Annotated in this window: 19 protein-coding genes, 2 rRNA genes and 1 pseudogene (1 of these 22 cut by a window edge); 10 read left to right on the top strand and 12 right to left on the bottom strand. The window is 41.8% G+C overall.

Going from position 1 to position 23,574, the window contains the following annotated elements; all coding sequences use genetic code 11:
* Positions 1-261: 261 nt before the first annotated feature.
* From CLI64_RS31280 to CLI64_RS17105, 3 genes and pseudogenes are all read right to left on the bottom strand, one after another.
* Positions 262-1,503: a hypothetical protein gene (locus tag CLI64_RS31280; RefSeq protein ID WP_225977374.1), complete on the bottom strand. Its 1,242-nt coding sequence runs from the start codon at positions 1,501-1,503 to the stop codon at positions 262-264.
* 244 nt (positions 1,504-1,747) lie between these two features.
* A pseudogene (locus CLI64_RS32190) lies at positions 1,748-1,996 on the bottom strand (zinc ribbon domain-containing protein); the annotation flags it as partial.
* Between the two features lie 6 nt (positions 1,997-2,002).
* Complete coding sequence (locus CLI64_RS17105) at positions 2,003-3,064, bottom strand: RNA-guided endonuclease InsQ/TnpB family protein (protein ID WP_374703941.1); 1,062 nt, start codon at positions 3,062-3,064, stop codon at positions 2,003-2,005.
* A gap of 71 nt (positions 3,065-3,135) precedes the next feature.
* Between CLI64_RS17105 and CLI64_RS31285 the strand changes: the two genes are divergently transcribed.
* Positions 3,136-3,291 (top strand): hypothetical protein, encoded by a 156-nt coding sequence (locus CLI64_RS31285; RefSeq protein WP_192881556.1) that lies wholly within the window; start codon positions 3,136-3,138, stop codon positions 3,289-3,291.
* 213 nt (positions 3,292-3,504) lie between these two features.
* On the opposite strand, the gene glmU is transcribed toward CLI64_RS31285, so the two are convergent.
* Positions 3,505-4,851: a bifunctional UDP-N-acetylglucosamine diphosphorylase/glucosamine-1-phosphate N-acetyltransferase GlmU gene (gene glmU / locus CLI64_RS17110; RefSeq protein WP_103138333.1), complete on the bottom strand. Its 1,347-nt coding sequence runs from the start codon at positions 4,849-4,851 to the stop codon at positions 3,505-3,507.
* A 357-nt stretch (positions 4,852-5,208) separates the two neighbouring features.
* The gene (locus CLI64_RS17115; protein ID WP_103138334.1) at positions 5,209-7,275 is read right to left on the bottom strand and encodes a dynamin family protein; all 2,067 of its coding nucleotides are present in this window, start codon (positions 7,273-7,275) and stop codon (positions 5,209-5,211) included.
* 458 nt (positions 7,276-7,733) lie between these two features.
* Here CLI64_RS17115 and CLI64_RS17120 point away from each other — a divergent pair, with 458 nt between their 5' ends.
* Complete coding sequence (locus tag CLI64_RS17120; RefSeq protein WP_103138335.1) at positions 7,734-8,195, top strand: CYTH domain-containing protein; 462 nt, start codon at positions 7,734-7,736, stop codon at positions 8,193-8,195.
* 56 nt (positions 8,196-8,251) lie between these two features.
* Here the strand turns inward: CLI64_RS17120 and CLI64_RS17125 are convergent, their stop codons facing one another.
* Positions 8,252-8,752 carry a sterol desaturase family protein gene (locus tag CLI64_RS17125; protein WP_103138336.1) on the bottom strand — a complete coding sequence of 167 codons (501 nt, stop codon included), beginning with the start codon at positions 8,750-8,752 and terminating at the stop codon, positions 8,252-8,254.
* A 631-nt stretch (positions 8,753-9,383) separates the two neighbouring features.
* Here CLI64_RS17125 and CLI64_RS17130 point away from each other — a divergent pair.
* Entirely contained in the window at positions 9,384-10,076 is a 693-nt protein-coding gene (locus CLI64_RS17130; protein WP_103138337.1) for a haloacid dehalogenase type II, read from the top strand.
* 98 nt (positions 10,077-10,174) lie between these two features.
* Here the strand turns inward: CLI64_RS17130 and CLI64_RS17135 are convergent, their stop codons facing one another.
* Positions 10,175-10,327 carry a nicotinate phosphoribosyltransferase gene (locus CLI64_RS17135; RefSeq protein WP_103138338.1) on the bottom strand — a complete coding sequence of 51 codons (153 nt, stop codon included), beginning with the start codon at positions 10,325-10,327 and terminating at the stop codon, positions 10,175-10,177.
* Positions 10,328-10,782: 455 nt separating this feature from the next.
* Between CLI64_RS17135 and CLI64_RS17140 the strand changes: the two genes are divergently transcribed.
* From CLI64_RS17140 to CLI64_RS17155, 4 genes are all read left to right on the top strand, one after another.
* Positions 10,783-12,153, top strand: coding sequence for a nicotinate phosphoribosyltransferase (locus tag CLI64_RS17140; RefSeq protein ID WP_103138339.1), 1,371 nt, complete (start codon positions 10,783-10,785; stop codon positions 12,151-12,153).
* 94 nt (positions 12,154-12,247) lie between these two features.
* Positions 12,248-12,850, top strand: a complete 603-nt coding sequence (locus CLI64_RS17145; protein ID WP_103138340.1) for a nicotinate-nucleotide adenylyltransferase — start codon at positions 12,248-12,250, stop codon at positions 12,848-12,850.
* Entirely contained in the window at positions 12,811-13,557 is a 747-nt protein-coding gene (locus CLI64_RS17150; RefSeq protein WP_103138341.1) for an NUDIX domain-containing protein, read from the top strand. Before CLI64_RS17145 ends, CLI64_RS17150 begins: the two co-directional genes overlap by 40 nt.
* A 121-nt stretch (positions 13,558-13,678) precedes the next feature.
* Positions 13,679-15,391 (top strand): NAD+ synthase, encoded by a 1,713-nt coding sequence (locus CLI64_RS17155; RefSeq protein WP_103138342.1) that lies wholly within the window; start codon positions 13,679-13,681, stop codon positions 15,389-15,391.
* Between the two features lie 151 nt (positions 15,392-15,542).
* Here the strand turns inward: CLI64_RS17155 and CLI64_RS17160 are convergent, their stop codons facing one another.
* The 5 genes from CLI64_RS17160 to CLI64_RS17180 form a co-directional block, all read right to left on the bottom strand.
* Positions 15,543-16,262, bottom strand: coding sequence for a hypothetical protein (locus CLI64_RS17160; protein ID WP_103138343.1), 720 nt, complete (start codon positions 16,260-16,262; stop codon positions 15,543-15,545).
* Positions 16,263-16,329: 67 nt separating this feature from the next.
* On the bottom strand, positions 16,330-17,145 hold the full coding sequence (locus CLI64_RS17165; RefSeq protein WP_103138344.1) for a serine protease: 816 nt from the start codon (positions 17,143-17,145) through the stop codon (positions 16,330-16,332).
* A gap of 14 nt (positions 17,146-17,159) precedes the next feature.
* Entirely contained in the window at positions 17,160-17,954 is a 795-nt protein-coding gene (locus CLI64_RS17170) for a serine protease (protein WP_103138345.1), read from the bottom strand.
* Positions 17,955-17,987: 33 nt separating this feature from the next.
* Entirely contained in the window at positions 17,988-18,572 is a 585-nt protein-coding gene (locus CLI64_RS17175; RefSeq protein WP_103138346.1) for a COP23 domain-containing protein, read from the bottom strand.
* Between the two features lie 282 nt (positions 18,573-18,854).
* Complete coding sequence (locus tag CLI64_RS17180; RefSeq protein WP_103138347.1) at positions 18,855-19,496, bottom strand: DUF3386 domain-containing protein; 642 nt, start codon at positions 19,494-19,496, stop codon at positions 18,855-18,857.
* 194 nt (positions 19,497-19,690) lie between these two features.
* Here CLI64_RS17180 and CLI64_RS17190 point away from each other — a divergent pair, with 194 nt between their 5' ends.
* From CLI64_RS17190 to CLI64_RS17205, 3 genes are all read left to right on the top strand, one after another.
* The gene (locus CLI64_RS17190) at positions 19,691-20,365 is read left to right on the top strand and encodes a LuxR C-terminal-related transcriptional regulator (protein WP_103138349.1); all 675 of its coding nucleotides are present in this window, start codon (positions 19,691-19,693) and stop codon (positions 20,363-20,365) included.
* 310 nt (positions 20,366-20,675) lie between these two features.
* Positions 20,676-22,162 (top strand): 16S ribosomal RNA (locus tag CLI64_RS17200).
* 322 nt (positions 22,163-22,484) lie between these two features.
* A 23S ribosomal RNA gene (locus tag CLI64_RS17205) occupies positions 22,485-23,574 on the top strand (it continues 1,732 nt past the right edge of the window).
* The 16S and 23S rRNA genes sit together here, the layout of an rRNA operon.

Consider the following 23,574-nt stretch of genomic DNA (forward strand, 5'->3'; position numbering starts at 1 on the left):
AAATTAGACAAAAATTTAGTTAAGTAGTAAATACAGATACACCCTTATTTAAATAAAAAACCTTAAAAAATAATTATTTTTTAAGGTTGAGATTCAATTAAAGATATTTAATTCAGCAACAATCTGGCAATACCATCTTTAGCGCAGTCCTCAATTATTCCTGAAAAACCAGTTAGTCCATTGCGTTAGCGTAGCGGGGCGGGAACATCGTTGCGAATTGCGAATTGCGAATTGCGAATTGCGAATTGGTTTAACTCTATCTTAAACTCTGGGGTTTAGAATTACTTGTGAACCAGATTGATCTACATTGTAAGTCCAAAACTGATTCCTCACTCTCACAGTCACTTCCCAACCGTCGATGGGTTGATATTCTCTCGTGCAGATTTCGCCAAAACTAAATTCACAAAAGTTACCAAAAGTTTTTGGTGTAGCAGTGGTAATTTCTACTTGGCGTTGAGATAAACCAGAACGTTGAATAGCATCATCAATCACATGATTAGCGATCGCTGTTGGTAAGGTATTATTTCTGGTGACAATTGCTTTGGGGTCTAAAATAATTTCTGAACCAGACTGATTTACATGATAAGTCCAAGACTGATTCCGTACCCTGACAATTACTTCCCAACCGTCAACAGGCCGATATTCGTCAGTGCAGATTTCCCCAAATTTAAACACGCAAGAGTTACCAAAAACTTGGCGAGTAGCATTAGTAATTTGCAACTGTTGTGGAGAAACACCAAAACTTCTAGCTGCATTATCTAGAATATTATTGGCGATCGCTCTGGGTAATGTATTATTATTCGCCACAATCGCCTTTGGATCTAAAACCATATGCGAACCGAAGCGATCTACATGATAAGTCCAAGATTGATTTCGCACCTTGACAATCACTTCCCAACCTAAGATGGGGTTATATTGTTGTGGGCAAACTTCCCCAAAACCGAACTCGCAGGAATTGCCAAAAGTTTTAGGTTTGGCTTGAGTAATCGCTAAATCTTCTCTTGCTAGACCAGAACGTCTGCTGGCATCACCGAGAACATTGTAAGCGATCGCCTGGGGTAATCTATTGTTGCCCTCCACATTAACTTTAGGGTCTAACAGAATTTGTGAACCAGACCTGTTAACATGATATTTCCAAGGCTGATTCCGCACCATCACAATTACTTCCCAACCTTCAATGGGGCGATATTCCTTAGTACAAATCTCCCCAAAATTAAACACACAAGCGTTACCAAAAGTTTTGCGCGTAGAGTTAGAAATGTGAATACGGCGAATAGGGACTCCCGAACGGTTTGAAGCATCCCGAATAATTGCATTCACAATATTTCGGGGTGGGCGATTCTGGAATGATTGAGATAATTGTATTGGTTGTGGAATAGGAGCTGCGATCGCTGTATGCTTGCTAACAATATCAAATCCCGAAGATAAAAGACCGGTTAAAGCCAAAGTCAAAACCCAGCTTCTATTACCAACAACCCGAAATAAGTGATTCATTGATTTCATATAACCTCCAGGCGAGGCTTGTACCTTATAGAATTGACGGAAAAATTCTCAACGAGTTGATCAAGAACCGTTAAGAACCTCATATATATAGAAATCAGTCATCGGAATATGTTTTACGCAATCAAGAAAGTAAGAGTATAGGGGTGAGGGGTGTAAGGGTAGGGCTAATTCATGTTCTACAGAGAAAAATCAGACTCATATTCGTGCGTAGGCTACTTACTGAGACAAATTGACACTCCCCTGGCTAAAGCCGAGGGGATTCTACCTTCACCCTAGCTACTTGCTCAACCAGGGTTTCCCCAAGTAGAGTAGAGGTTGCTAGTCCAGTAGCGTTACTTTGGGACTGCCCATCCCTAGCGATGCCGCGATTCAGAATATTTTTTGCAGCATTCACATCTCTTTGTAGCTCACATCCACAACTACATTTATGGGTACGAGTTGAAAGAGATTTTTTGACTATTGCACCACAATCACTACATTTTTGAGATGTCATACCAATTCACAATTCGCAATTCGCAATTCGCAATTCGCAATTAAAAAACTTAGATGTAGCAAGGATTTTAGGGTTTACATCTGTATCAGATTTTTCGTGAAATGGTATCATTTTAGGATTGACAGCAACAAGTTTTGTCTGAAACTTGATTGCAAAATATTCTAACCAACGACGGAACAAGCCCCAGCTAACATCATTAATTGATTTAGCAAGACAGTGATTTTTCACCATGTTATTCACCCTTAAATCTTCGTAGACGACTAAGGCGTTAACCTTGCATACGTTACGCGCTATTCTCTTAGCGTGTTCACTCCGTTGTCTACTTACTTTTAAGTGCTTCCGAGCATATTTCTGCCTAGCTTTTCGTCGTTTGTTTTTACCTTTCTCCTTTTTGTAAATCTGACGTTGAGCGTGTTTAATTGATTTTTCTGCTTTCCTTAAGAACCTGGGATTGGGTTCATGATATCCATCGGAATCAGAGTAGAAATATTCCAAACCAACATCTAAACCAATCTCACCATCAGCAATTCTGGATTCACTCAATGGTTCAGTTTTAATTGCAAACTGACAATAGTACCCATCTGCTTTTCTGACTAACCGAACCCGCTTAATTGACTTAACTGGGTAAGTGTGAATATCCCACTTACCGAGTAACTTAACTTCACCTATGCCTTTTTTATCAGTGAAGGTAATACGTCGTTTAGTGGGATGTAGTGACCATCCAGAAGTCTTATATTCAACAGAACGATTGTCTCTCTGAAAACGCGGATATCCTTTCTTGCCTTGAACTTTAGATTTGCAATTACCGTAAAATCTATCAATAGCTGACCATGCTCTTTCGGTTGCAGATTGACAAGCCATTGAGTTAAGTTCTTCTACAAATTTAAACTCTTTGCGTAGTGCTGTTGAGTAGTTATTAAGAGCGACTTTATTCATGAGCGCTTCTTTTGGTGCATCCATCCAGTAACAAATAGCTTTATTTCTAATGAACTGCGTAGTTCTAATAGCTTCGTCTATAGATTGATACTGCGACTTTGTACCTTTGATTTTGTACTCTAACACCAGCACTACTTAATCACCCCCTTTAATTGCTTCGTCTTTAGTTATGATATCATGAACAGGTAGCCAATGGGGGACAAATGAAGACGAAAAGATTAAACGTGAGGCTAACTGACCGCAGGTATCATAAACTAACTTTATTAGCTGCTCAGTTAGATAAAACTATCAGTAGTCTTGTTGATGAGTGGATAGATTCTTTGCCAGAACCTAAAAAACCAAACGTCACTGAAGGCTAAAGCCTTTTAAGTTGTTTTCATCCCCGGAGTAACAGCAACGTAATACGCAACTACGTTGCTGTTACTCCGGGGTTTTCAACCTACCTTTTATAACCAAGGAACGAAAGTATCAAGTTCCTAACATTTTCTCTCGCCACAAAGAATCAGCCCTAGGGGTTGGGGGTTAGGTTTTGGGCTAACTTTTCCACATAACTTGAAAAGTCAGCTACACTCCTAGACTCCTTTCTTCCAGCCCGGTTTAACTACTTGACGACTACGGGCAATGACTAAGCAATCGTCGGGGACATCTTCTGTTACAGTTGAACCTGCCGCCACGTATACATCATTGCCCAAGGTGACGGGGGCTACTAAGACGCTGTTAGAGCCGGTTTTAGTGCGATCGCCGATGTTGGTGCGGTGTTTTTTCACGCCGTCGTAGTTGGCGGTGATTGTTCCTGCACCTACGTTTACTTGACTACCTGCTGTTGTATCACCTAAATATGATAAGTGGGCGACGTTGGTGCGATCGCCTAGTTGGGTGTTTTTCAATTCTACGAAGTTACCAATGCGGCAATTATTACCTACTTCCGCGTGACCTCGTAAATGGGCATAGGGGCCGATTTTCGTCTGTGCTTGAATGATGCTATCAGTAATTACCGAATACAGCACAGTGACATTTTCACCTATTTGGCTATTTTCAATTAAACAACCAGGGCCGATGCGACTTCCCGAATGAATCACAGTGTTTCCCCGCAGGTGAGTTTGGGGTTCAATGACCACATCTGGCTGTAATTCTACGGTGTCATCGATAGTAATGCTGTTGGGGTCGATTAATGTGACACCGGCTAACATCCATTTTTCTTTAACTCGCCGTTGTAAGATTTCGGAGGCTGTAGCTAATTGTAGGCGATCGTTAATTCCCAAAATTTCCTGCTCATCTTCCACATCCACCGCCATCACTTGACCAACTTGGGTCACAGCATCCGTGAGATAGTATTCTTTCTGGGCATTATTAGCTTGTAAATTTGGTAAAACCTTGGCTAAATTTTGCCAACGGAAGCAATAAATACCGGCGTTAATTCGTTGATTTTGTCTTTGTAAAGGAGTGCAGTCTTTATCCTCTACCATTTGTTGCACAAAGTTGTTACTATCACAAAAAACCCGTCCATAGCCCTTGGGATTGGCTAGGTTAGCGGTGAGAATCGTAGCAGCGTTGTTATTAGCTTGGTGGGTTTGTAATAATTTTTCTAGGGTTTCGGTGCGTAACAATGGCACATCCCCATTTAATATCAGTAAATCCCCCGTATAACCTTCAAGATGTGGTAACAATTGTTGGATAGCGTGACCTGTTCCTAACTGTACAGTTTGTTCCACAAATTCCAACTCAGGCGACTCAATAGCCGCTTTCACTTCTTCCGCCTGATATCCCACAATCACAATTCGCCGTGACGGTGCAAGCGGTTCTGCACAAGCTAAAACCCTTTCTACCATCGTGCGTCCACCCAAAGAATGTAACACCTTGGGTAAACTAGACTTCATTCTAGTGCCACGCCCTGCTGCTAATACTGCTACAACTACCATAATTAGCTTTTATCTACGATTAAATTTTACTGTTGTAAGTAAGTCGGTGCGAAAAAACCAAACTACATTAAGCAATGTGAAAATTGGGAAATTCGTTTTGTAGTAAGGACTTCAGTCCTTATTTGAGGACTAAAGTCCTCACTACCAACCTTTAATTATTTACACCGTTCTACTTATGTACTTGGTACTTTGTGAGTTAGGGTCAAATCATACCAGCTAATTCATGCAGTATTACTAAATTTGGGAATGGGGAATGGGGAATGGGGACTGGGTGGACAAGGTAGACAAGGTAGATTTTACTCCAATGCCCGATGCCCAATGCCCAATGCCCAATGCCCCATTCCCAAAACATAGTTTTTAAGACAATGTTTGGTAAATTTGGTCAATTTGCTCTAGTTGTTGGTGAATGGCTGTGGTTACGGCTTCGAGACGTTGGGATTCTGTGGTGAGGTTGATTTCATGGGCTGTTTTTTGTTGGAGTAGGTTATCTAATTCGGTTCTTCTTTGGGTGATATCTTTGTTAATTTGCTCAATTACTTCTTGTTCGTAGGTATTGAAGCATTCTTCCACACCTGTACGAACTTGGGGGATATATGCTTCAGCAGCTTCTGGAAGATATTTCATTAATTCTTTTTGGGCTGTTTGCACTAATTTCTGTCTCGCTTGATCTGCTTGCAAAAATCCAATACCCATTCCCAAAACAGCTAATCCCACGGGGCCGAGAAAAACGCCGGTTAGGGTGCTGGTGATGCTGTTTACCCCGATCGCAGCTATATAGTTAAGTAGGATATTCTTCCAATCAAAGCCTGCTTGCGCCATTGCTACGCCTGCAATGTTACCGCTAGACAATGATAATAATCCCATTGCCCATTTTGTCCAAATGGGTGAATTGTCTTCCTTGGTGGTTTTGGGATTAAATTTGACTTCTTTTCCTGATAATTTATCGGTAATTTGGTCGATGACTTGGCTGTAGGAAGCACCGTATTTTGCTGCACTGGTGGAGAGTTTGACAAATGCGGTGTTCATGTCTTGTTCTACTGTCAATGTCCAAGCAGCTATTTTATCGGCGGTGTATCGTTCAAATGCTTCTTGGAGGGCGATATTAAAGCTTTCGCGTTTATCTTTATTTAGAAAGTCCAATAATTCTAAGTTCGGTTGGTAGGCTAAGAAGTCTTTTTCAAAGGTATTACCCAAATTGAGAATGTAAGCGCGTAAGGATTCAGCAACGGCTTTGGCTTGAATGTCTCTGGTGGCGCGGATTTCGGCTTGAAATTGATCCCGAATCATCGCCAATTGTTGAAATTCTGGTTCGACAGAATCAATGCGCTGTTTCATTTCACTCACATCTTGGGTGAGTAGGGAAAGGCGGCGTTGAATTGCTGCTTGAATATTATTGTAAGTCTGACGCGCTAGGATGATGGCTGGTTGTAGTTGAGCGATCGCCCTATCTTGGGTTAAAAAGATATTGAGCGATCGCAATAATTCGGGAAATCCGGTACCCTCTAATGAGGCTGACTGATCCTTTATTCTTTTTCTTAAGGCATTAATCGCAGAAATTTCAAAAACGCGCTCAGAATAAATATCTTCACCTTTAATCTGACAATATGGTGCGAGGTTTGTTTGGAATACCTGTCTTAATTGTGTCTCGGCTGCTTGCAGTTCTTCTTCGTCATCTGGATCTAGCATTCCTTCTTGAATTTGATCCCAACCGTTGATAATAAAGAACACCGTTAAACCACGGTCTTTAATATAATTTTCGAGATAGCGGCGTTCTGCTAAAGTGTAAGGCTGAGAAGCCCTCATCACAAATAATATTGCATGACAATTATTGATGTATCCCAAAGATAATTCGTTTCTTGATTCTGTATCGTTTAGTCCTGGGCTATCGATGATTTCTAAACCTTTCGATAAAAGTTGTAATGGATACTCAACAACAGCATAGCTTACCTCTGCAAATGCTGATTTTCTCTCCTCTTCCAGCTTTTTAGCTTCTTTGGGGTCAATAGTATATTTTTGTTTGAATTCTTTAAATTCCAGTTGTTCTGGCTGGCGGTTATCATTAAAATTGACTGTGACTTGTTTGTTCTCCCCATAACGTAAAACTGTCAAAATAGCAGTACAGGGATTGACTGCATTGGGCAGAACATTTTCCCCAATCAAAGCATTAATAAATGTGCTTTTTCCCCGCTTCATGTCACCTAAAACAAGTAAGCGAAACACGCCTTGATTGAGATTGTTAACAGCTAAATTGATATTTTCAATATCTGCACTTAAACCCAATGCACCCGAAGTATTTTGACTTCCTAATTCTGCTTGAGCGAGAATTTCACTCATCTGTGCCAAACCAGCAGATATCTCTTGTCTTACTCCAGCTATTTTATCTAAATCATTAATAAAGGTGTCAGTTTCAATTTTGTTGTTCATAAGAGTTAGTCAATAGTCAATAGTCATTAGTCATTAGTCATTAGTCATTAGTCATTAGTCACTACTTAGCACCTGATAAACGCCGCGCTACCTCTAACAGCACTCATTACTTATTAATCATTACTCATTACTTATTACTTATTACTTATTACTCCTTACTCAGCACCGGCTAAACGCCGCGCTACCGCTAACAGCACTCATTACTCTTTCCCTGCCCCCTGCCTCTCTGCTTCTCTTACTTTCACTTAGAAATAACGTGTCTAATTCTACTACAGTAGGGAATTTACGGGAATTGTAAATGATTGTAAAGAACTATATTGAATCAAGCGTGGTGTTTTTTAAGGTGAAATCAGGTATGGTAGCCTTTTGGAAGTAAGTGCGATGGGCTACGCCCCGCCTTCTCCTAACGGAGACGCTGCGCGAACGGCGATCGCTACTCCATTCTCAAGTGATCATTCATGGCCAAAGAAATTGAACGAAAATTTTTAGTCAAAGGCGATGCTTGGCGACAGCTAGCTGAAGGGAGTTTGTATCGTCAAGGATACATTGCTAGCCAAGGCACAACAGTCCGTGTTCGCATTGTCAAAAACCAAGGCTATCTCACCATTAAAGGCCCTACTGTTAATTATTCTCGTTCGGAATTTGAGTATCCCATCCCTTTAGCAGATGCCCAAGAAATGTTAGATACATTATGCGTTCGTCCTTTAATTGAAAAAACTCGATATAAAATTAATGTTAATGATTTAGTCTGGGAAGTAGACGAATTTGCTGGAGTTAATAAAGGATTGATATTAGCAGAAGTTGAACTTACTGATGAATCACAGCAAATAGAGTTACCAGATTGGATTGGTGAAGAAGTATCCGGCAACCCTAAATATTACAATAGCTATTTAGTTAAACATCCCTTTTCTGAATGGTAAGCTAATCAGCATTTAATTTGCATAAAAGCAATGCCCCATGCCCCATTACCCATTTTTTAAATACGCGAGTAACGCAGACGTACCCTTAAAAGTCTTAGCCAGCGAAACCAAATTTGTGCAGGTTGTTCAAAAAAGGTAAAGATATCGCCAAAACCTAGATTTGTTTTTTGGTGATGTAACCAATGTCTTTCAGGAGTAGTGATAAATAAAATTTGACACAAAAAATCGATGGGTTTAGGAGTTTTCCAACCTAAAACGCTAATGTGTCTCCACCACACATGAAATTGACCTAATAATAAGCCCAAAATTACCCCAATAGGAGAGAAATACCACAAAGGTACAGCGACTAATAAATATGGTAAGGCTCCTAATATACCATCTAAAAGCACCTGTACATTTAATGTCAAAATTGCGTAGTGACGAAAATCTTTCTTCCATGAATGATGGGTTTTCAGATGGAGGCTCCCAAAAACGTGTTCTGGTACATGATAAACAAATGTAGATAAAAAATCACCAAAAAACAATAACAACCAGGCAATAGCGACAGCCTCAAACATTTTTACTCCTCAAAGTTCAGTAAGAAAACACCACATGAACAATTCAAAATTCAAAATAGCCTACGGCAAGGCTTGCGCCTACAAAATTCAAAATTAAAGACAGTTGGAGTTGAGGATTTAAACCCCCAATCAACTGATACTACGTATAAACGTAGGAGTCTTAAACCCTTGAATTGACGATAAATTAAGTCGTAATTCAGAAATTGAAAGTCAGAAGTTAGCCGTTATCAACTCTTATTTGTTCTGAATCAATGTTGTGATGAAAGTTCTACTCCTAAAAACCGATAGAGTTACTGTAATATAACACAGTTACCTCCCAATCATCCGACTAAGCGATACACTATAAGCAAAGAAGGAGTTAAAAATAGTACAAATTTAGGTTAAGATTTTTTGTGAGTGATGCTTAGTAAAACGACTTCAGAAAAACAACCCAATCTTAAGTCATCTAAAAATACTAGAATTCAGTTCGTAGTAAGGACTTTAGTCCTTTTTTTGTTCGCGAAGCGTCTGTCTACGACACGCTACGCGAACGTAGAGAGAACTTTAGTTCTCTCTACAAACCTTTAATTATTTACCCCGTTCTACTTACTCTCAGAAACTAGTCACGATAAAACTTAGATTAGTGGAGCTTATGATTGATTTACATCAGTATCAAGCCATAACTTTTGATTGCTATGGCACGCTTATAGATTGGGAAACAGGACTATTAACTGCTATTAAACCCATCTTAACCAGTCATCATGTCAACTTACAAGATGATGCAATACTAGAAAATTTTGCTGATTTTGAATCTCAGTTAGAACAAGGAGAATATATTTCATATCGAGAAGTTTTACAAAAAGTGGTACAGAAATTTAGTGAAAAATTTGATTTTGCACCAACAGAACTAGAAATTAATTCCCTAGCGAATTCCATCCAAGATTGGCAACCTTTTGCTGATACAGTTGCAGCGTTAAAATTACTCAAGCAAAAGTTTCAATTAGTGATTATATCTAATGTTGATGATGATTTATTTGCGTTTTCTGCCAAAAAATTAGAAGTAGAATTTGACCAAATTATCACTGCTCAACAGGTCAAAAGCTATAAACCTTCATTAAAAAATTTCCAACAAGCAATTGAGAAAATCAAACTACCAACCGAGAAAATCTTACACGTTGCTGCTAGCGTTTATCATGATATTATCCCCGCTAAATCGTTAGGATTCTCAGCAGTTTGGGTTAATCGTAGAATGGGTCAAACTGGCTCTGGTGCTACACTTGCGTCTATTGGCGAGCCTGATTTGGAAGTTCCAGATTTAAAAACGTTAGCTACTTATATTCAATAGCTAATCTCACAAAAATAAAGATAAACACAGACTATAAAATCTGTGTTTATCGCGGATTGAAATAGATTGAATATATAGACTAACTTCTGCACTGCTATTTACCAACTTTCAGCAGAACCCTTTTTGTAAGGCTCACCCGTAAAAGGCTGTACACCAATATTGGGATAAGCATCATCGTTAGGCGCAAAAATCCGCATTACGGCTTCAGAAATATACTGAGTAATGCTAGCAATTATTCTGGGGATAGCCATAACATTCGACTCCTTTTTGAGCCAATTTATCTTGGTTTCTCTACTTTAATTCTGATTTTTTTCGCTGACTTAATTTCTCAATATATTGACAATATATGCAACAGTTTTTTAGCTTGCTTTGCAATACTTCACTTGATTCTAGGTTTATTACTTTCTATGTCTATTCTAACAGAAAATTTCTATTTGCTAGAAGTCTGAAACTCAACTAAAAACAGCCAAATGTTTTGTAAATTCGTGGCTTTTTGTGGTGATTTTGATTGACATTTATACACACAAATATCAGTTTTTGATAAAAATGACCATTAAGAAAAGTTAATTAATAGTTTAAGTAAATATTGTAAGCTATGCAAACACGGCATTTTCGTTCTTGAAAACTTTATACTTTTGGTGCTTGACATTATTTATGGTAAATTCTACCATAATACAAAGCAACATTCTTGTAAGGAAACTCTGGTATGACACCTTTCCCAGCCTGGGATAGCCACCAGAAACCAAAATTAGACATCTCTGCGGCAGATTACAGCCTGCTGACTGACCTTTATCAATTAACAATGACAGCTTGTTATGTGGGTGAAGGTGTAGAACAAAAGCGGGCTAGCTTTGAGTTATTCGTCAGGCGATCGCCGGAGGGTTTTGGCTATTTAATTGCGATGGGTTTAGCGCAAGCATTGGAATATTTAGAAAACTTGCGTTTTAGTTCTGAACAGATAGCCGCATTACAAGCCACGGGGATTTTTGCCCAAGCTAGCGACAGCTTTTGGTCATTGCTAGCCGAGGGACGGTTTACTGGGGATGTGTGGGCAGTACCAGAAGGAACGGCTGTTTTTGCTAACGAGCCATTGTTGCGAATAGAAGCCCCTCTGTGGCAAGCGCAACTAGTGGAAACCTATCTATTAAATACACTCAACTATCAAACCCTGATAGCTACCAGGGCGGCAAGATTGCGAGATATTGCAGGTGAAACAGCCAGACTTTTAGAATTCGGCACAAGACGAGCATTTAGTCCCCAAGCCTCATTATGGGCAGCCAGGGCAGCCCTAGCCGGCGGGTTAGATGCTACCTCCAACGTGTTAGCCGCGCTACAACTGGGCGAACAGCCGAGTGGTACGATGGCTCACGCCTTGGTTATGGCGTTGTCGGCGATGGAAGGGAGTGAAGAACAAGCATTCACAGCATTTCATCGCTACTTTCCTGGCGCACCATTGTTAATTGATACCTACGACACAGTAGCGGCGGCAAAAAATTTAGCCACAAAAGTCAATGCGGGAGAAATCGAATTAACAGGGGTAAGGCTAGACTCCGGTGACTTGGTGAGTTTATCCCAACAAGTGCGATCGCTCCTACCTGGAGTAACAATTTTTGCCAGTGGCGACTTAGACGAATGGGCAATAGCCAGACTCAAAGCCGCCAATGCAGAAGTAGACGGTTATGGACTAGGCACAAAATTAGTTACAGGTACACCAGTCAACGGTGTGTATAAACTCGTGGAAATTGACGGTATTCCTGTAATGAAAAAGTCCAGTGGCAAAACCACATACCCAGGACGCAAGCAAATTTTTCGCTCATTTGCAGGAAACCAAGCCCAAGCCGACAGACTGGGATTAGTAACAGAAACACCCCTCCCCACAGAAAAACCCCTATTGCAGTTAGTAGTCAAGGAAGGGCAAAGACTACAACCACCAGAAACCCTAGCAGAAATTCGCCAACGCACCGCCGCTTCCGTAGCAAGTTTACCTGAAAAAACCAGACATCTAGATCATGCTATTCCCTTAACGGTGGAAATTTCCCCCGCTTTGGCGGAGTTGATTGAGGGAGTTGGGGGATAGGGGGGACAAGGAAGACAAGGAAGACAAGGTAGAGATGAACTCATGCCCAATGACTAATGACTAATGACTAATGACTAATGACTATTGACTAACCATGAAAACAATCGCTTTATTTGGTACTAGTGCTGATCCGCCGACAGCAGGACATCAAAAAATTCTGCGGTGGTTGTCTGAACGCTATGATTGGGTAGCGGTTTGGGCGGCTGATAATCCTTTTAAATCTCATCAAACACAGTTGATACATCGGGCAGCGATGTTGCGGTTGTTGATTACGGATATAGAAGCACCAGGACAAAACATTGCACTGGAACAGGAGTTAAGCAGCTTTAGAACTTTGGAAACATTGGCTAAGGCTAAAGCGCGTTGGGGAGAGGATACCGAATTTACTTTGGTAATTGGTTCAGATTTATTGCAGCAACTACCGCGCTGGTATCGAATTGAAGAATTATTACAGCAAGTGCAACTGTTAATTGTGCCGCGACCGGGATATGAGATAGATCAAACTAGCTTACAAACCGTGCAAGCATTGGGAGGAAAAATTGCGATCGCCAGTTTAACTGGTTTAGATGTATCCTCCACAGCTTATCGTGAACAAGGAAACACCGCAGCTATCATTCCTCCCATCGCTGCTTATATTAATCAACAGCATTTGTACAAATGCCCGGACGCAACAACAAAAAAATTTCAACTTCGTTAAATCAACAACCTTTGGCCGATTTCAAAGTTGGTGTTGATAATGTAATTTTTTCTGTAGATACTGTACAGAACCGTCTCTTGGTTCTCTTAGTAATGCGACAGCAAGAACCATTTTTAAATCAATGGAGTCTTCCTGGTACTTTAGTCCGTCAAGGAGAGTCCTTAGAAGATGCAGCCTATCGCATTATGGCGGAGAAAATTCGTGTTAATAATCTTTATTTAGAGCAGTTGTACACCTTTGGGGGGCCAGAACGTGACCCCAGAGAAGCCACTGGTAGTTATGGTGTGCGTTATCTATCAGTTAGTTATTTTGCTTTAGTGAGATTTGAAGAAGCCGAATTAATTGCAGATGGCGTAACTGGGATTGCTTGGTATCCAGTTAAGGAAGTACCGAAACTAGCCTTTGACCATAACGAAATTTTGGCCTATGGTCATAGAAGATTACGCAATAAATTGGAATATAGTCCGGTAGCTTTTGAAGTCTTACCGGAAACATTTACTTTGAATGATTTATATCAGTTGTACACCACAGTTTTAGGAGAAAACTTTTCTGATTATTCTAATTTTCGGGCGCGTCTCCTCAAACTAGGCTTCTTATCTGATACAGGCATCAAAGTATCACGCGGCGCAGGTCGTCCCGCCAGTTTATATAAATTTGATGCCGATGCTTTTGCTCCTTTTAAAGATAAGCCATTGGTGTTTATTTAGGGAATGGGGCATTGGGAATGGGGCATTGGGCATTGGGATGTAGGGGAAGCACAGGAGAACACCTAATGACTAATGACTAATGACTAATGACTATTAACTATTGACTATTGACTATTAACTTATGAAAATTGCGATCGCTCAACTTAATCCTATAATTGGTGATTTATCTGGTAATGCTCAGAAAATTCTGGAAGTTGCTCAAAAGGTCGCAGCAGATGGGGTGCGGCTATTATTAACACCAGAACTTTCTTTATGTGGCTATCCACCTAGAGATTTATTATTAAATCCTAGTTTTGTGGAAGCTATGAAGATAACTTTGCAGCAGTTAGCCCAAGCTTTACCTGCTAATTTGGCTGTATTAGTCGGGACTGTGAAACAAAATTCTCAAGCTCATACTACAGGCGGCAAAAGCTTATTTAATAGCATCGCTTTATTAGAAAACGGTAAAATCAAACAATATTTTCATAAGCGATTATTGCCAACTTATGATGTATTTGACGAAAATCGCTATTTTGAAGCTGGACTGCAAGCTAATTATTTCACTTTAGATAATATCGATATTGGCGTAACCATTTGCGAAGACTTATGGAATGATGAAGAATTCTGGGGTAAGCGTCATTATGCTGCTAATCCCATAGCTGATTTAGCACTTTTGGGTGTGGATTTAATTGTCAATTTATCGGCTTCACCCTACACAGTCGGAAAACAACGTCACCGCGAAGCGATGCTGCAACATAGTGCAGTGCGTTTTCAACAACCAATCATTTATACAAATCAGGTTGGTGGTAATGACGATTTAATTTTTGATGGTTTTAGCTTTGCTTTAAATGCTCAAGGTGAAGTAATCTGTCGTGCCGAAGGTTTTACTACTGATTTATTAGTAGTAGAATTTGACGAAACACAACTGGATTTAGAATCAAGTTCTGTCACTCCCGCACCCACTTCTGAAGATGAAGAAATTTGGCAAGCATTGGTTTTAGGCGTGAGAGATTATGCCCAAAAGTGTCGTTTTTCTAAAGCAATTTTGGGTTTAAGTGGAGGGGTAGATTCTTCCTTAGTAGCTGCGATCGCCTCGGCGGCACTTGGTAAAGAAAATGTCCTTGGTGTACTGATGCCTTCTCCCTACAGTTCGGAACATTCCATCAGTGACGCGTTAGCCTTGGCGAAAAATTTGGGGATACAAACCCAAACCATCCCCATAGGTGAATTAATGCAAGGCTTTGACCACAGCTTGGCTAATTTGTTTGCAGGGACAGAATTTGGCATTGCTGAGGAAAATATTCAATCCCGAATTCGGGGTAACTTATTAATGGCGATCGCGAATAAATTCGGCTATCTGTTATTATCCACCGGTAACAAGTCCGAAATGGCTGTGGGTTACTGCACCCTCTACGGTGACATGAATGGCGGATTAGCTGTCATTGCAGACGTTCCCAAAACTCGCGTTTACTCGATATGTAACTGGCTAAATCGCCAAGAGGAAATTATCCCCCAAAATGTCATCACCAAAGCACCCAGTGCAGAACTCAAACCTGGTCAAGTTGACCAAGACTCCTTACCAGCCTACGAAATTTTAGACGACATTTTGCAACGCTTAATTCACGAACACCAATCAGTAGGGGAAATCGTCGCCGCAGGTCATGATCCTTTAGTGGTAGACAGAATTATCCAAATGTTAGCGCGCGCCGAATTCAAACGCCGCCAAGCACCCCCAGGATTAAAAATCACTGACCGCGCCTTCGGTACAGGCTGGCGAATGCCAATTGCGAGTAATTGGAATGCGATTAAGAAAATTAGTCATGAAAGTGTTGTAGCAGGGTTTAAATCCCCATAACAACACTAGACCTCTTGCAAAAGTCATGATTCTTGCGTCTTTCTTTGCGTCTTCTCTACGAGACGCTACGCGAATGCGCCTTTGCGTGAGGCAAAAAAAGATTTATGCAAGAGGTCTACTCTCTACTTGATCGAAACTTTTTCAACTAACCCTACTGAGGCGCACTACAAGAACTATTAAAACCAAAAGCTTCTTGCCAACGCTTAACATTACTGCTGCCAATCGGAATTAATTTAGTATCGCCATTTTCAAAGGTTAAGCGGGCTTTAATTTCTTTGGCTGGGGCATTTCTGAGTAAATTAGCAGCTTCAGGACTGATATCAAACAGGGTATCAGTCATAAACCAAGTGCTAGAGTTTTCAATTGAGCGTCTATTTTCATAGGTGGTGTAGGTGTAATTCCCTTGAAATCCTCTAACTTTAGCATTAGTGCTGCGCTTCAGTTGTAAAATTTGCTCTCCTACACCTAATTCCAACATTTTAGGGGCAATTTCTTCTAATTCTGCTCTACCATCACTCGGTGCTGTCTGCACAATCATTTTCACAAAGCAGCCTTCTATTTTACTTCCCCACAAAGAAACTACAACAAATCTACCAGGACTAGGAGCAGCAAATGGTTCTTTAAATAAAACTCCTTGGGGGTCTTCTCCATGACGGTCAATCACTACTTTACCTAAAGGACTATTCACCAAAGCATCTTTAATTTCCACTACCTTATCAAAAGGTAAACCATTGCCAGCCCAACGCATCCCATTGACTGTATCTAGCTTATCTTCTTCAATCGTAGTTTGAGCGATCGCGCTATGAGGTGTGACTAATGCTGTTGTCACCAGTAAAGCTGTAAAAGCAGATGTGAAGTATTTGGAAAACATGGAATTTCAACTCAAATTCTGAAAAACAAGGTTTAAATGTAAAAAATTTTCAAGCAAGATATCTTATTTAACAACGTCTACCAGGACAAACACCAGACCCTGGCGTTCCAGAACCATTTAGGGTAGTTGGTCTACCCGGCCTAGAGTTATTACTAGGTGGTGGAGTTGTAAAGTTTGTGGGTGGTGTGTTTGTTGTCACCACCTTTAAATTGAGACTGTTGGCTATTTTGGAGTTAGTAAATATATTGATGGGAATACCCAAGTTAAACCCGACTTTTTGACCTTCTTTATCCCGTGCGCCACGGCCATGAATTCCCACTAAGCGTCCATTATCATCTAAGACAGGGCCACCACTCATTCCAGGATAGGTAATATTGTTATAAATCAAAGCATAACCTTCCTGGGGATTGCTATTAGTACCAACAATGCGTCCATCAGGAACTAGAACTGTGCGGGTTTCAATACCTTGTACTGGTGTAGGCGCGCCAGATACATAAACGGTTGTACCTTCAGTGGCTGAATCGGAATTACCCAAAGCTACAACAGGATATTGTTGACGACTGGTAAACTGTAAAATAGCTAGGTCTACCCCAGGCAAGCGAGTAATTAAATTAGAAGCTACTGGATGAGAATTTTGATCATAAGTCTGGACAGTATAACTTCCTGCGGTATCTACAACGTGCCAGTTAGTTAGTACAGTATAAGTGTTATTTTGTTCATGAATAATTACACCAGAGCCAAGTTTTGCTCCAGTGATTAAGACCGTCACTTTCTTCGCAATATTACTGACAGCTTGAGGTGTTAATGATACCGCAATTTGAGCAGGAACAAATGCGATCGCTACTCCCAATATTGCCGATGCTAGTTTACTATCGAGTTTCATCACTTGACCTCTAATCAGTCTGATGTAATCTTAGGAGAAATTTTAGTCGGCATCATTTGTACCACCTTATCTATAGGTACAGCCCAACTCAAGCGAATAATCTGCTGATGTAAATTTTCATCAGCCTGCAAACCATCAATAAACATTGATGGTGCATCCCATAGAGGATAAGCGTGCATTCCATTGATCCCAACAACCTCCCCACGGCTGTTGAGTAGCGGCCCCCCACTCATCCCTTTTGCCAACTCATTGGTATACCCGACTTGATAACCACCTTCCAAAGCTTTATCCAGCACTAGTGATACCTTACCCCTAGTCAACTTAAAACTTTTTACCTTTAATTCTTCTTGGTCAAAAGGGAAACCAGTAGCAAAGACTTCATCACCTGCCGTTGGCGGATAACCCAAAGCAGCTACATGATAATTAGTACCAACACTGCGAAACTCCAAAACAGCTAAATCATGCTTGTTAAATCTCACCTTAGATAGCAAATTAGCTTTATGTATTTGACCATCTACAGTTTGAATCCGATACGGAGATGTCCCGGCTCTGAGTACATGAGCATTGGTAATCACAGTATAAACTGTGTTTTGTCTACCAAGTATAATTCCTGAGCCAAGAAATTCCGTTGACATCACTTTGACTGTTATTCCCTGTGCTTGTTGACGCAATTTCTCTAATGACAATTGCGTAGTCTGGGAAACTTTGTTATCTACAGGCGCAGATGTAGTGCAACCACTCACATCTGCCAACAACAACATTAATAAACCGCCAACACAGGCGATAACTTTCCCACTGCCCCAGATCATATAATTTTCAGAATTACTCCCTGGCCGATGCTATCAAGGAATACCTGCTTCAGATGTGGAATTGCTAGTTTCTGAGGCAGAATTATCAATGGAGTCAGTTGTGGCATTTTGCAGATAGATATCAAAGTCAATGTCAACTGGACTACTTTCACTATTACTCGCACTTTCATTCAGTGCATTACCAGCAGCCAAAGCCCGTCGGTCAAATAACCTACGGACAATAGCATTTGGATCAGTACCACGCTTGAGAGTAAATAATAAAGTATTATCTGTACAAGCACTATTTTGATTCATCGCTGCACAGACTACAGGCTCTCCTCTCAGTGTGCCAGTTTTAATCCGTCTGAGTCTGCCATTATCGTAGTTTCTCTGAAATCTACGCGATACCTCCGCACAACGCCGTTGAGCGGTCCACGGCGGTGGAAAGTAATTACTCGAAACCCAGCGAATAATCGGGACTTTTTTCCCATCCTGAGTGCGCGCAAAGGTTACAGGTATACCTTTGTTCTTAGCGCAGTAAAATGTAGTACCTTCAGCGCGACTGGGCTGAGTCACAGTTATAGTCAACAAAGCTATGGTTAGCCCTGTCAATCCCTGACAAAATAACCTTAAATTCATGGTTAGTGTCGGATTTTGTTAAAAATAAGAGTATATTAATGCAAGTTTAAAGTTATTCGGTGGCAAATCATAGGTGTTAGTGCCAATATGATGTATTTTTTCATCAAAAATTTATATTTTTACCGTACAAATAGCTAATTAATACTACTTAGTAGCTTGATTTTTACAGTACAGTCTGTTAATTCATTATGATTTATGACTAAAGAAAGGACACCTTGTGAGGGTGTCCTTGAAATATATTTGACCTTCAATGAGCAAAAACCTCACTTAAGCAGTCACAGGCTATAACAGGTGAATGTTAGAGAAAGCAAATTCTTGAACAGAGGTTTTTCCAGAAATTTCCGTGCGAATTTCACGCCGATTGAGAATAAAGTAGTTCCCTACCTGTTCGTATTCATCCACAAAGTTGCTGACTCCGCCTTTTTGTTCCCCAGTTTGAGGATCATGGTAAACAGAATCATAAGTGTGAGACAGATAACCTTCCCCAGTGTTGTGAACACTAAAAGTATTAATAGTCACAACTACACCATGAATATGGCGATGAACAAGAGTGACAATATTATTGTGGACTTTATAGCGATCGCCTTCCGCCTTACCACCCATTAAAATTTCTACAGATCCATCTTCGTCAGTTGCACCATAACGAAATGTATTTGCACCGTGGGTTTCCTCAAAGGTGCGGCGCACACGGTGAATAGCTATCTCCCAAGCTTGTCCATGAATAGCTTTTTTGACTGACTCATCATCCACACCCAAAACTTCCGCTTTGAGTTCAGCGTTGATGATCACTTTACCTGTAATTACCTGCCCATCATATTTATAGGTGATATCTGCTGTATAACCGGGGAAATTCTTATCCCAAGTATAACGGTTGTCATAAGCAGCCCGGAAAAGTTCCTGAGCAGAGAGTTGTGTAACTGTCATGTGCTTCTCCTAGCGCAGTGATTTATCGTAAACTTCGGCGTAAATCAAGCAAATACCTAGCATATATAGAAAATTGCCAAAATCAGCATTCTTTCTTTTGCTCTTTGCCTTGTGACTTTTGCCTTTTTTCTTTGTGCTGGTATTAGCATAGAAGTAATTGTTGAGTCTCGCATAGACCCCAACTGGGTACACTTATGCCTATTTCTCTACATGACGTGTTTCATGCGATCGCCAATATCCGTAGTGAGCAAGAATTAAAGCAAACGCTCATGGATAAAATTGGCGAATATTTTGGTGTCCAACGTTGGGGTATCCATCTAATAGATAGTCAATCACACAACGACCCTGATACTAAAAGTATTCCAGCAGTCTGCTTAGAAAGTAATCCCATTGGGCAATATGTAGTTGAACGTCATGCACCAACCCATGAACAATTGATATTAACCCCAGAAGACTGGAAAGATTTATGTCCACGTCATGACCACGGACACGTTATGACCGGGCCAATTGTCTGCGATGGTCGCCTAATTGGGACACTCAACTTTGCCCGCGACAAAGGAAATCCACCATTCAACGCCAACGACCTAGCAGACCTAAGCGCAATTTGCATTCATATATCTACCAAACTAGCCACCCTTAGAACCGCACCCAAAACCTTTCCTTCCCTATCATCCAGCCCGTTAACACCTAGAGAAATACAAATTGCTGAACTAGTGGCTCAAGGATTAACCAACATCGAAATTGCTCAAAGATTGTGGATTACCCAGAATTCAGTTAAGCAAGCCCTAAAAAGAATGTTCCGTAAACTTGGAGTTTCAGCACGAGCCGAGATGGTAGCCAAACTGCAAGACCTGCTCATTCATAAATAGAACCAGGGGGGTGAAGAAGCTACAAACACTTGTTATGTAAGCATTTGTAGCTTTTTAGGTAGAACGCACCAGATAAATTCCAAAAATTTTTCCTCAAACCCCTTGACGGGGATAAAAAAGTTAGCTAACCTAGATAAAGTGATGAGTCGAGAGCGACCACACAACCGAACCGAGAAAAAAGAATACTTTGAAAGCGAAGCACAAACCAATCCTCGTCAAACAAATTGGTTTTGGGACTTCCCAAAGACTTTAAAAATTATAGCAAGGAAAACTGAAATTCTAACTTTCAGTGAAAAACTCCGGAAATAACAAAACGGAGAGTTTGATCCTGGCTCAGGATGAACGCTGGCGGTATGCTTAACACATGCAAGTCGAACGGAATCTTCGGATTTAGTGGCGGACGGGTGAGTAACGCGTGAGAATCTAGCTCTAGGTCGGGGACAACCACTGGAAACGGTGGCTAATACCGGATGTGCCGAAAGGTAAAAGGCTTGCTGCCTAGAGATGAGCTCGCGTCTGATTAGCTAGTTGGTGTGGTAAGAGCGCACCAAGGCGACGATCAGTAGCTGGTCTGAGAGGATGATCAGCCACACTGGGACTGAGACACGGCCCAGACTCCTACGGGAGGCAGCAGTGGGGAATTTTCCGCAATGGGCGAAAGCCTGACGGAGCAATACCGCGTGAGGGAGGAAGGCTCTTGGGTTGTAAACCTCTTTTCTCAAGGAATAATTCTGAAGGTACTTGAGGAATAAGCATCGGCTAACTCCGTGCCAGCAGCCGCGGTAATACGGAGGATGCAAGCGTTATCCGGAATGATTGGGCGTAAAGGGTCCGCAGGTGGCATTGAAAGTCTGCTGTTAAAGAGTGAGGCTTAACCTCATAAAAGCAGTGGAAACTACAAAGCTAGAGTGCGTTCGGGGTAGCAGGAATTCCTGGTGTAGCGGTGAAATGCGTAGAGATCAGGAAGAACACCGGTGGCGAAAGCGTGCTACTAGGCCGTAACTGACACTGAGGGACGAAAGCTAGGGGAGCGAATGGGATTAGATACCCCAGTAGTCCTAGCCGTAAACGATGGATACTAGGCGTGGCTTGTATCGACCCGAGCCGTGCCGGAGCTAACGCGTTAAGTATCCCGCCTGGGGAGTACGCACGCAAGTGTGAAACTCAAAGGAATTGACGGGGGCCCGCACAAGCGGTGGAGTATGTGGTTTAATTCGATGCAACGCGAAGAACCTTACCAAGACTTGACATGTCGCGAATTTCCCTGAAAGGGGGAAGTGCCTTAGGGAGCGCGAACACAGGTGGTGCATGGCTGTCGTCAGCTCGTGTCGTGAGATGTTGGGTTAAGTCCCGCAACGAGCGCAACCCTCGTCTTTAGTTGCCAGCATTAGGTTGGGAACTCTAGAGAGACTGCCGGTGACAAACCGGAGGAAGGTGGGGATGACGTCAAGTCAGCATGCCCCTTACGTCTTGGGCTACACACGTACTACAATGCTACGGACAAAGGGCAGCTACACAGCGATGTGATGCAAATCTCAGAAACCGTAGCTCAGTTCAGATCGAAGGCTGCAACTCGCCTTCGTGAAGGAGGAATCGCTAGTAATTGCAGGTCAGCATACTGCAGTGAATTCGTTCCCGGGCCTTGTACACACCGCCCGTCACACCATGGAAGCTGGTCACGCCCGAAGTCATTACCTCAACCTTTCGAGGAGGGGGATGCCTAAGGTAGGACTGGTGACTGGGGTGAAGTCGTAACAAGGTAGCCGTACCGGAAGGTGTGGCTGGATCACCTCCTTTTAGGGAGACCTACCCAAATCAGAAATCGAAAGCGAAGAGCCGAAAGCCAAAAGCTAGAAGCGAAGAGCGAATAGAGACTGAGATGGTCTACTCTAGGTCGGTCGAGATTGGTGAAAGCTTTCAAAGTATTACTATTCCGGTCTAGGTTTAAGTCTAGATTGAACAATTTTAAACAGAGAAAAAATCAGCAACTAACGGGAGTTAGACTGCTGAGGAAACTCAGCCAGAACCTTGAAAACTGCATAGAAACGCGAAAAGAGCAGGCAGACACAAGAATCTTCAGGATGAAAGTGTTTGCAGGATTTGAACCAATGTAAAAAGTGGTCAAGCGAATAAGAGCTGATGGTGGATACCTAGGCACACAGAGGCGAAGAAGGACGTGGTTACCGACGAAATACTCCGGGGAGTTGGAAGCAAACATTGAGCCGGAGGTGTCCGAATGGGGCAACCCTTGATACTACCTGTTGAATATATAGACAGGAAAGAGCCAACCCAGCGAACTGAAACATCTTAGTAGCTGGAGGAAAAGAAATCAAAAGAGATTCCCTAAGTAGTGGTGAGCGAAAGGGGAAGAGCCTAAACCAGTCGGTTTACTGACTGGGGTAGTGGGACAGCAAAATCGAATCTAGCGGTTAGACGAAGCATTGAAAAGATGCACCAGAGAAAGTGAAAGTCTTGTAGTCGAAAACTCAAGGATAGAAGCTGAATCCCGAGTAGCATGGGGCACGAGGAATCCCATGTGAATCAGCGAGGACCATCTCGTAAGGCTAAATACTACTGTGTGACCGATAGAGAACAAGTACCGCGAGGGAAAGGTGAAAAGAACCCCGAAAGGGGAGTGAAAAAGAACATGAAACCGTCAGCTTACAAGCAGTGGGAGTCCGATTAAACGGATGACCGCGTGCCTGTTGAAGAATGAGCCGGCGAGTTATAGGTACTGGTAGGTTAAAGCGTGATAGCTGGAGCCAAAGGGAAACCGAGTCTGAAGAGGGCGATAATCAGTAGTTATAGACCCGAACCCTGGTGATCTAACCATGTCCAGGATGAAGCTTGGGTAACACCAAGTGGAGGTCCGAACCGACCGATGTTGAAAAATCGGCGGATGAGGTGTGGTTAGGGGTGAAATGCCAATCGAACCAGGAGCTAGCTGGTTCTCCCCGAAATGTGTTGAGGCGCAGCGGTAATGAATATAGTCGGGGGGTAAAGCACTGTTTCGGTGCGGGCTGGGAGACCGGTACCAAATCGAGACAAACTCAGAATACCCGATGCACACATTGCCAGTGAGACAGTGGGGGATAAGCTTCATTGTCAAGAGGGAAACAGCCCAGACCACCAGCTAAGGTCCCCAAATCATCGCTAAGTGAGAAAGGAGGTGAGACTGCAAAGACAACTAGGAGGTTTGCCTAGAAGCA

This window comes from Nostoc sp. CENA543 (assembly GCF_002896875.1).
Taxonomy (GTDB): Bacteria; Cyanobacteriota; Cyanobacteriia; order Cyanobacteriales; family Nostocaceae; genus Trichormus.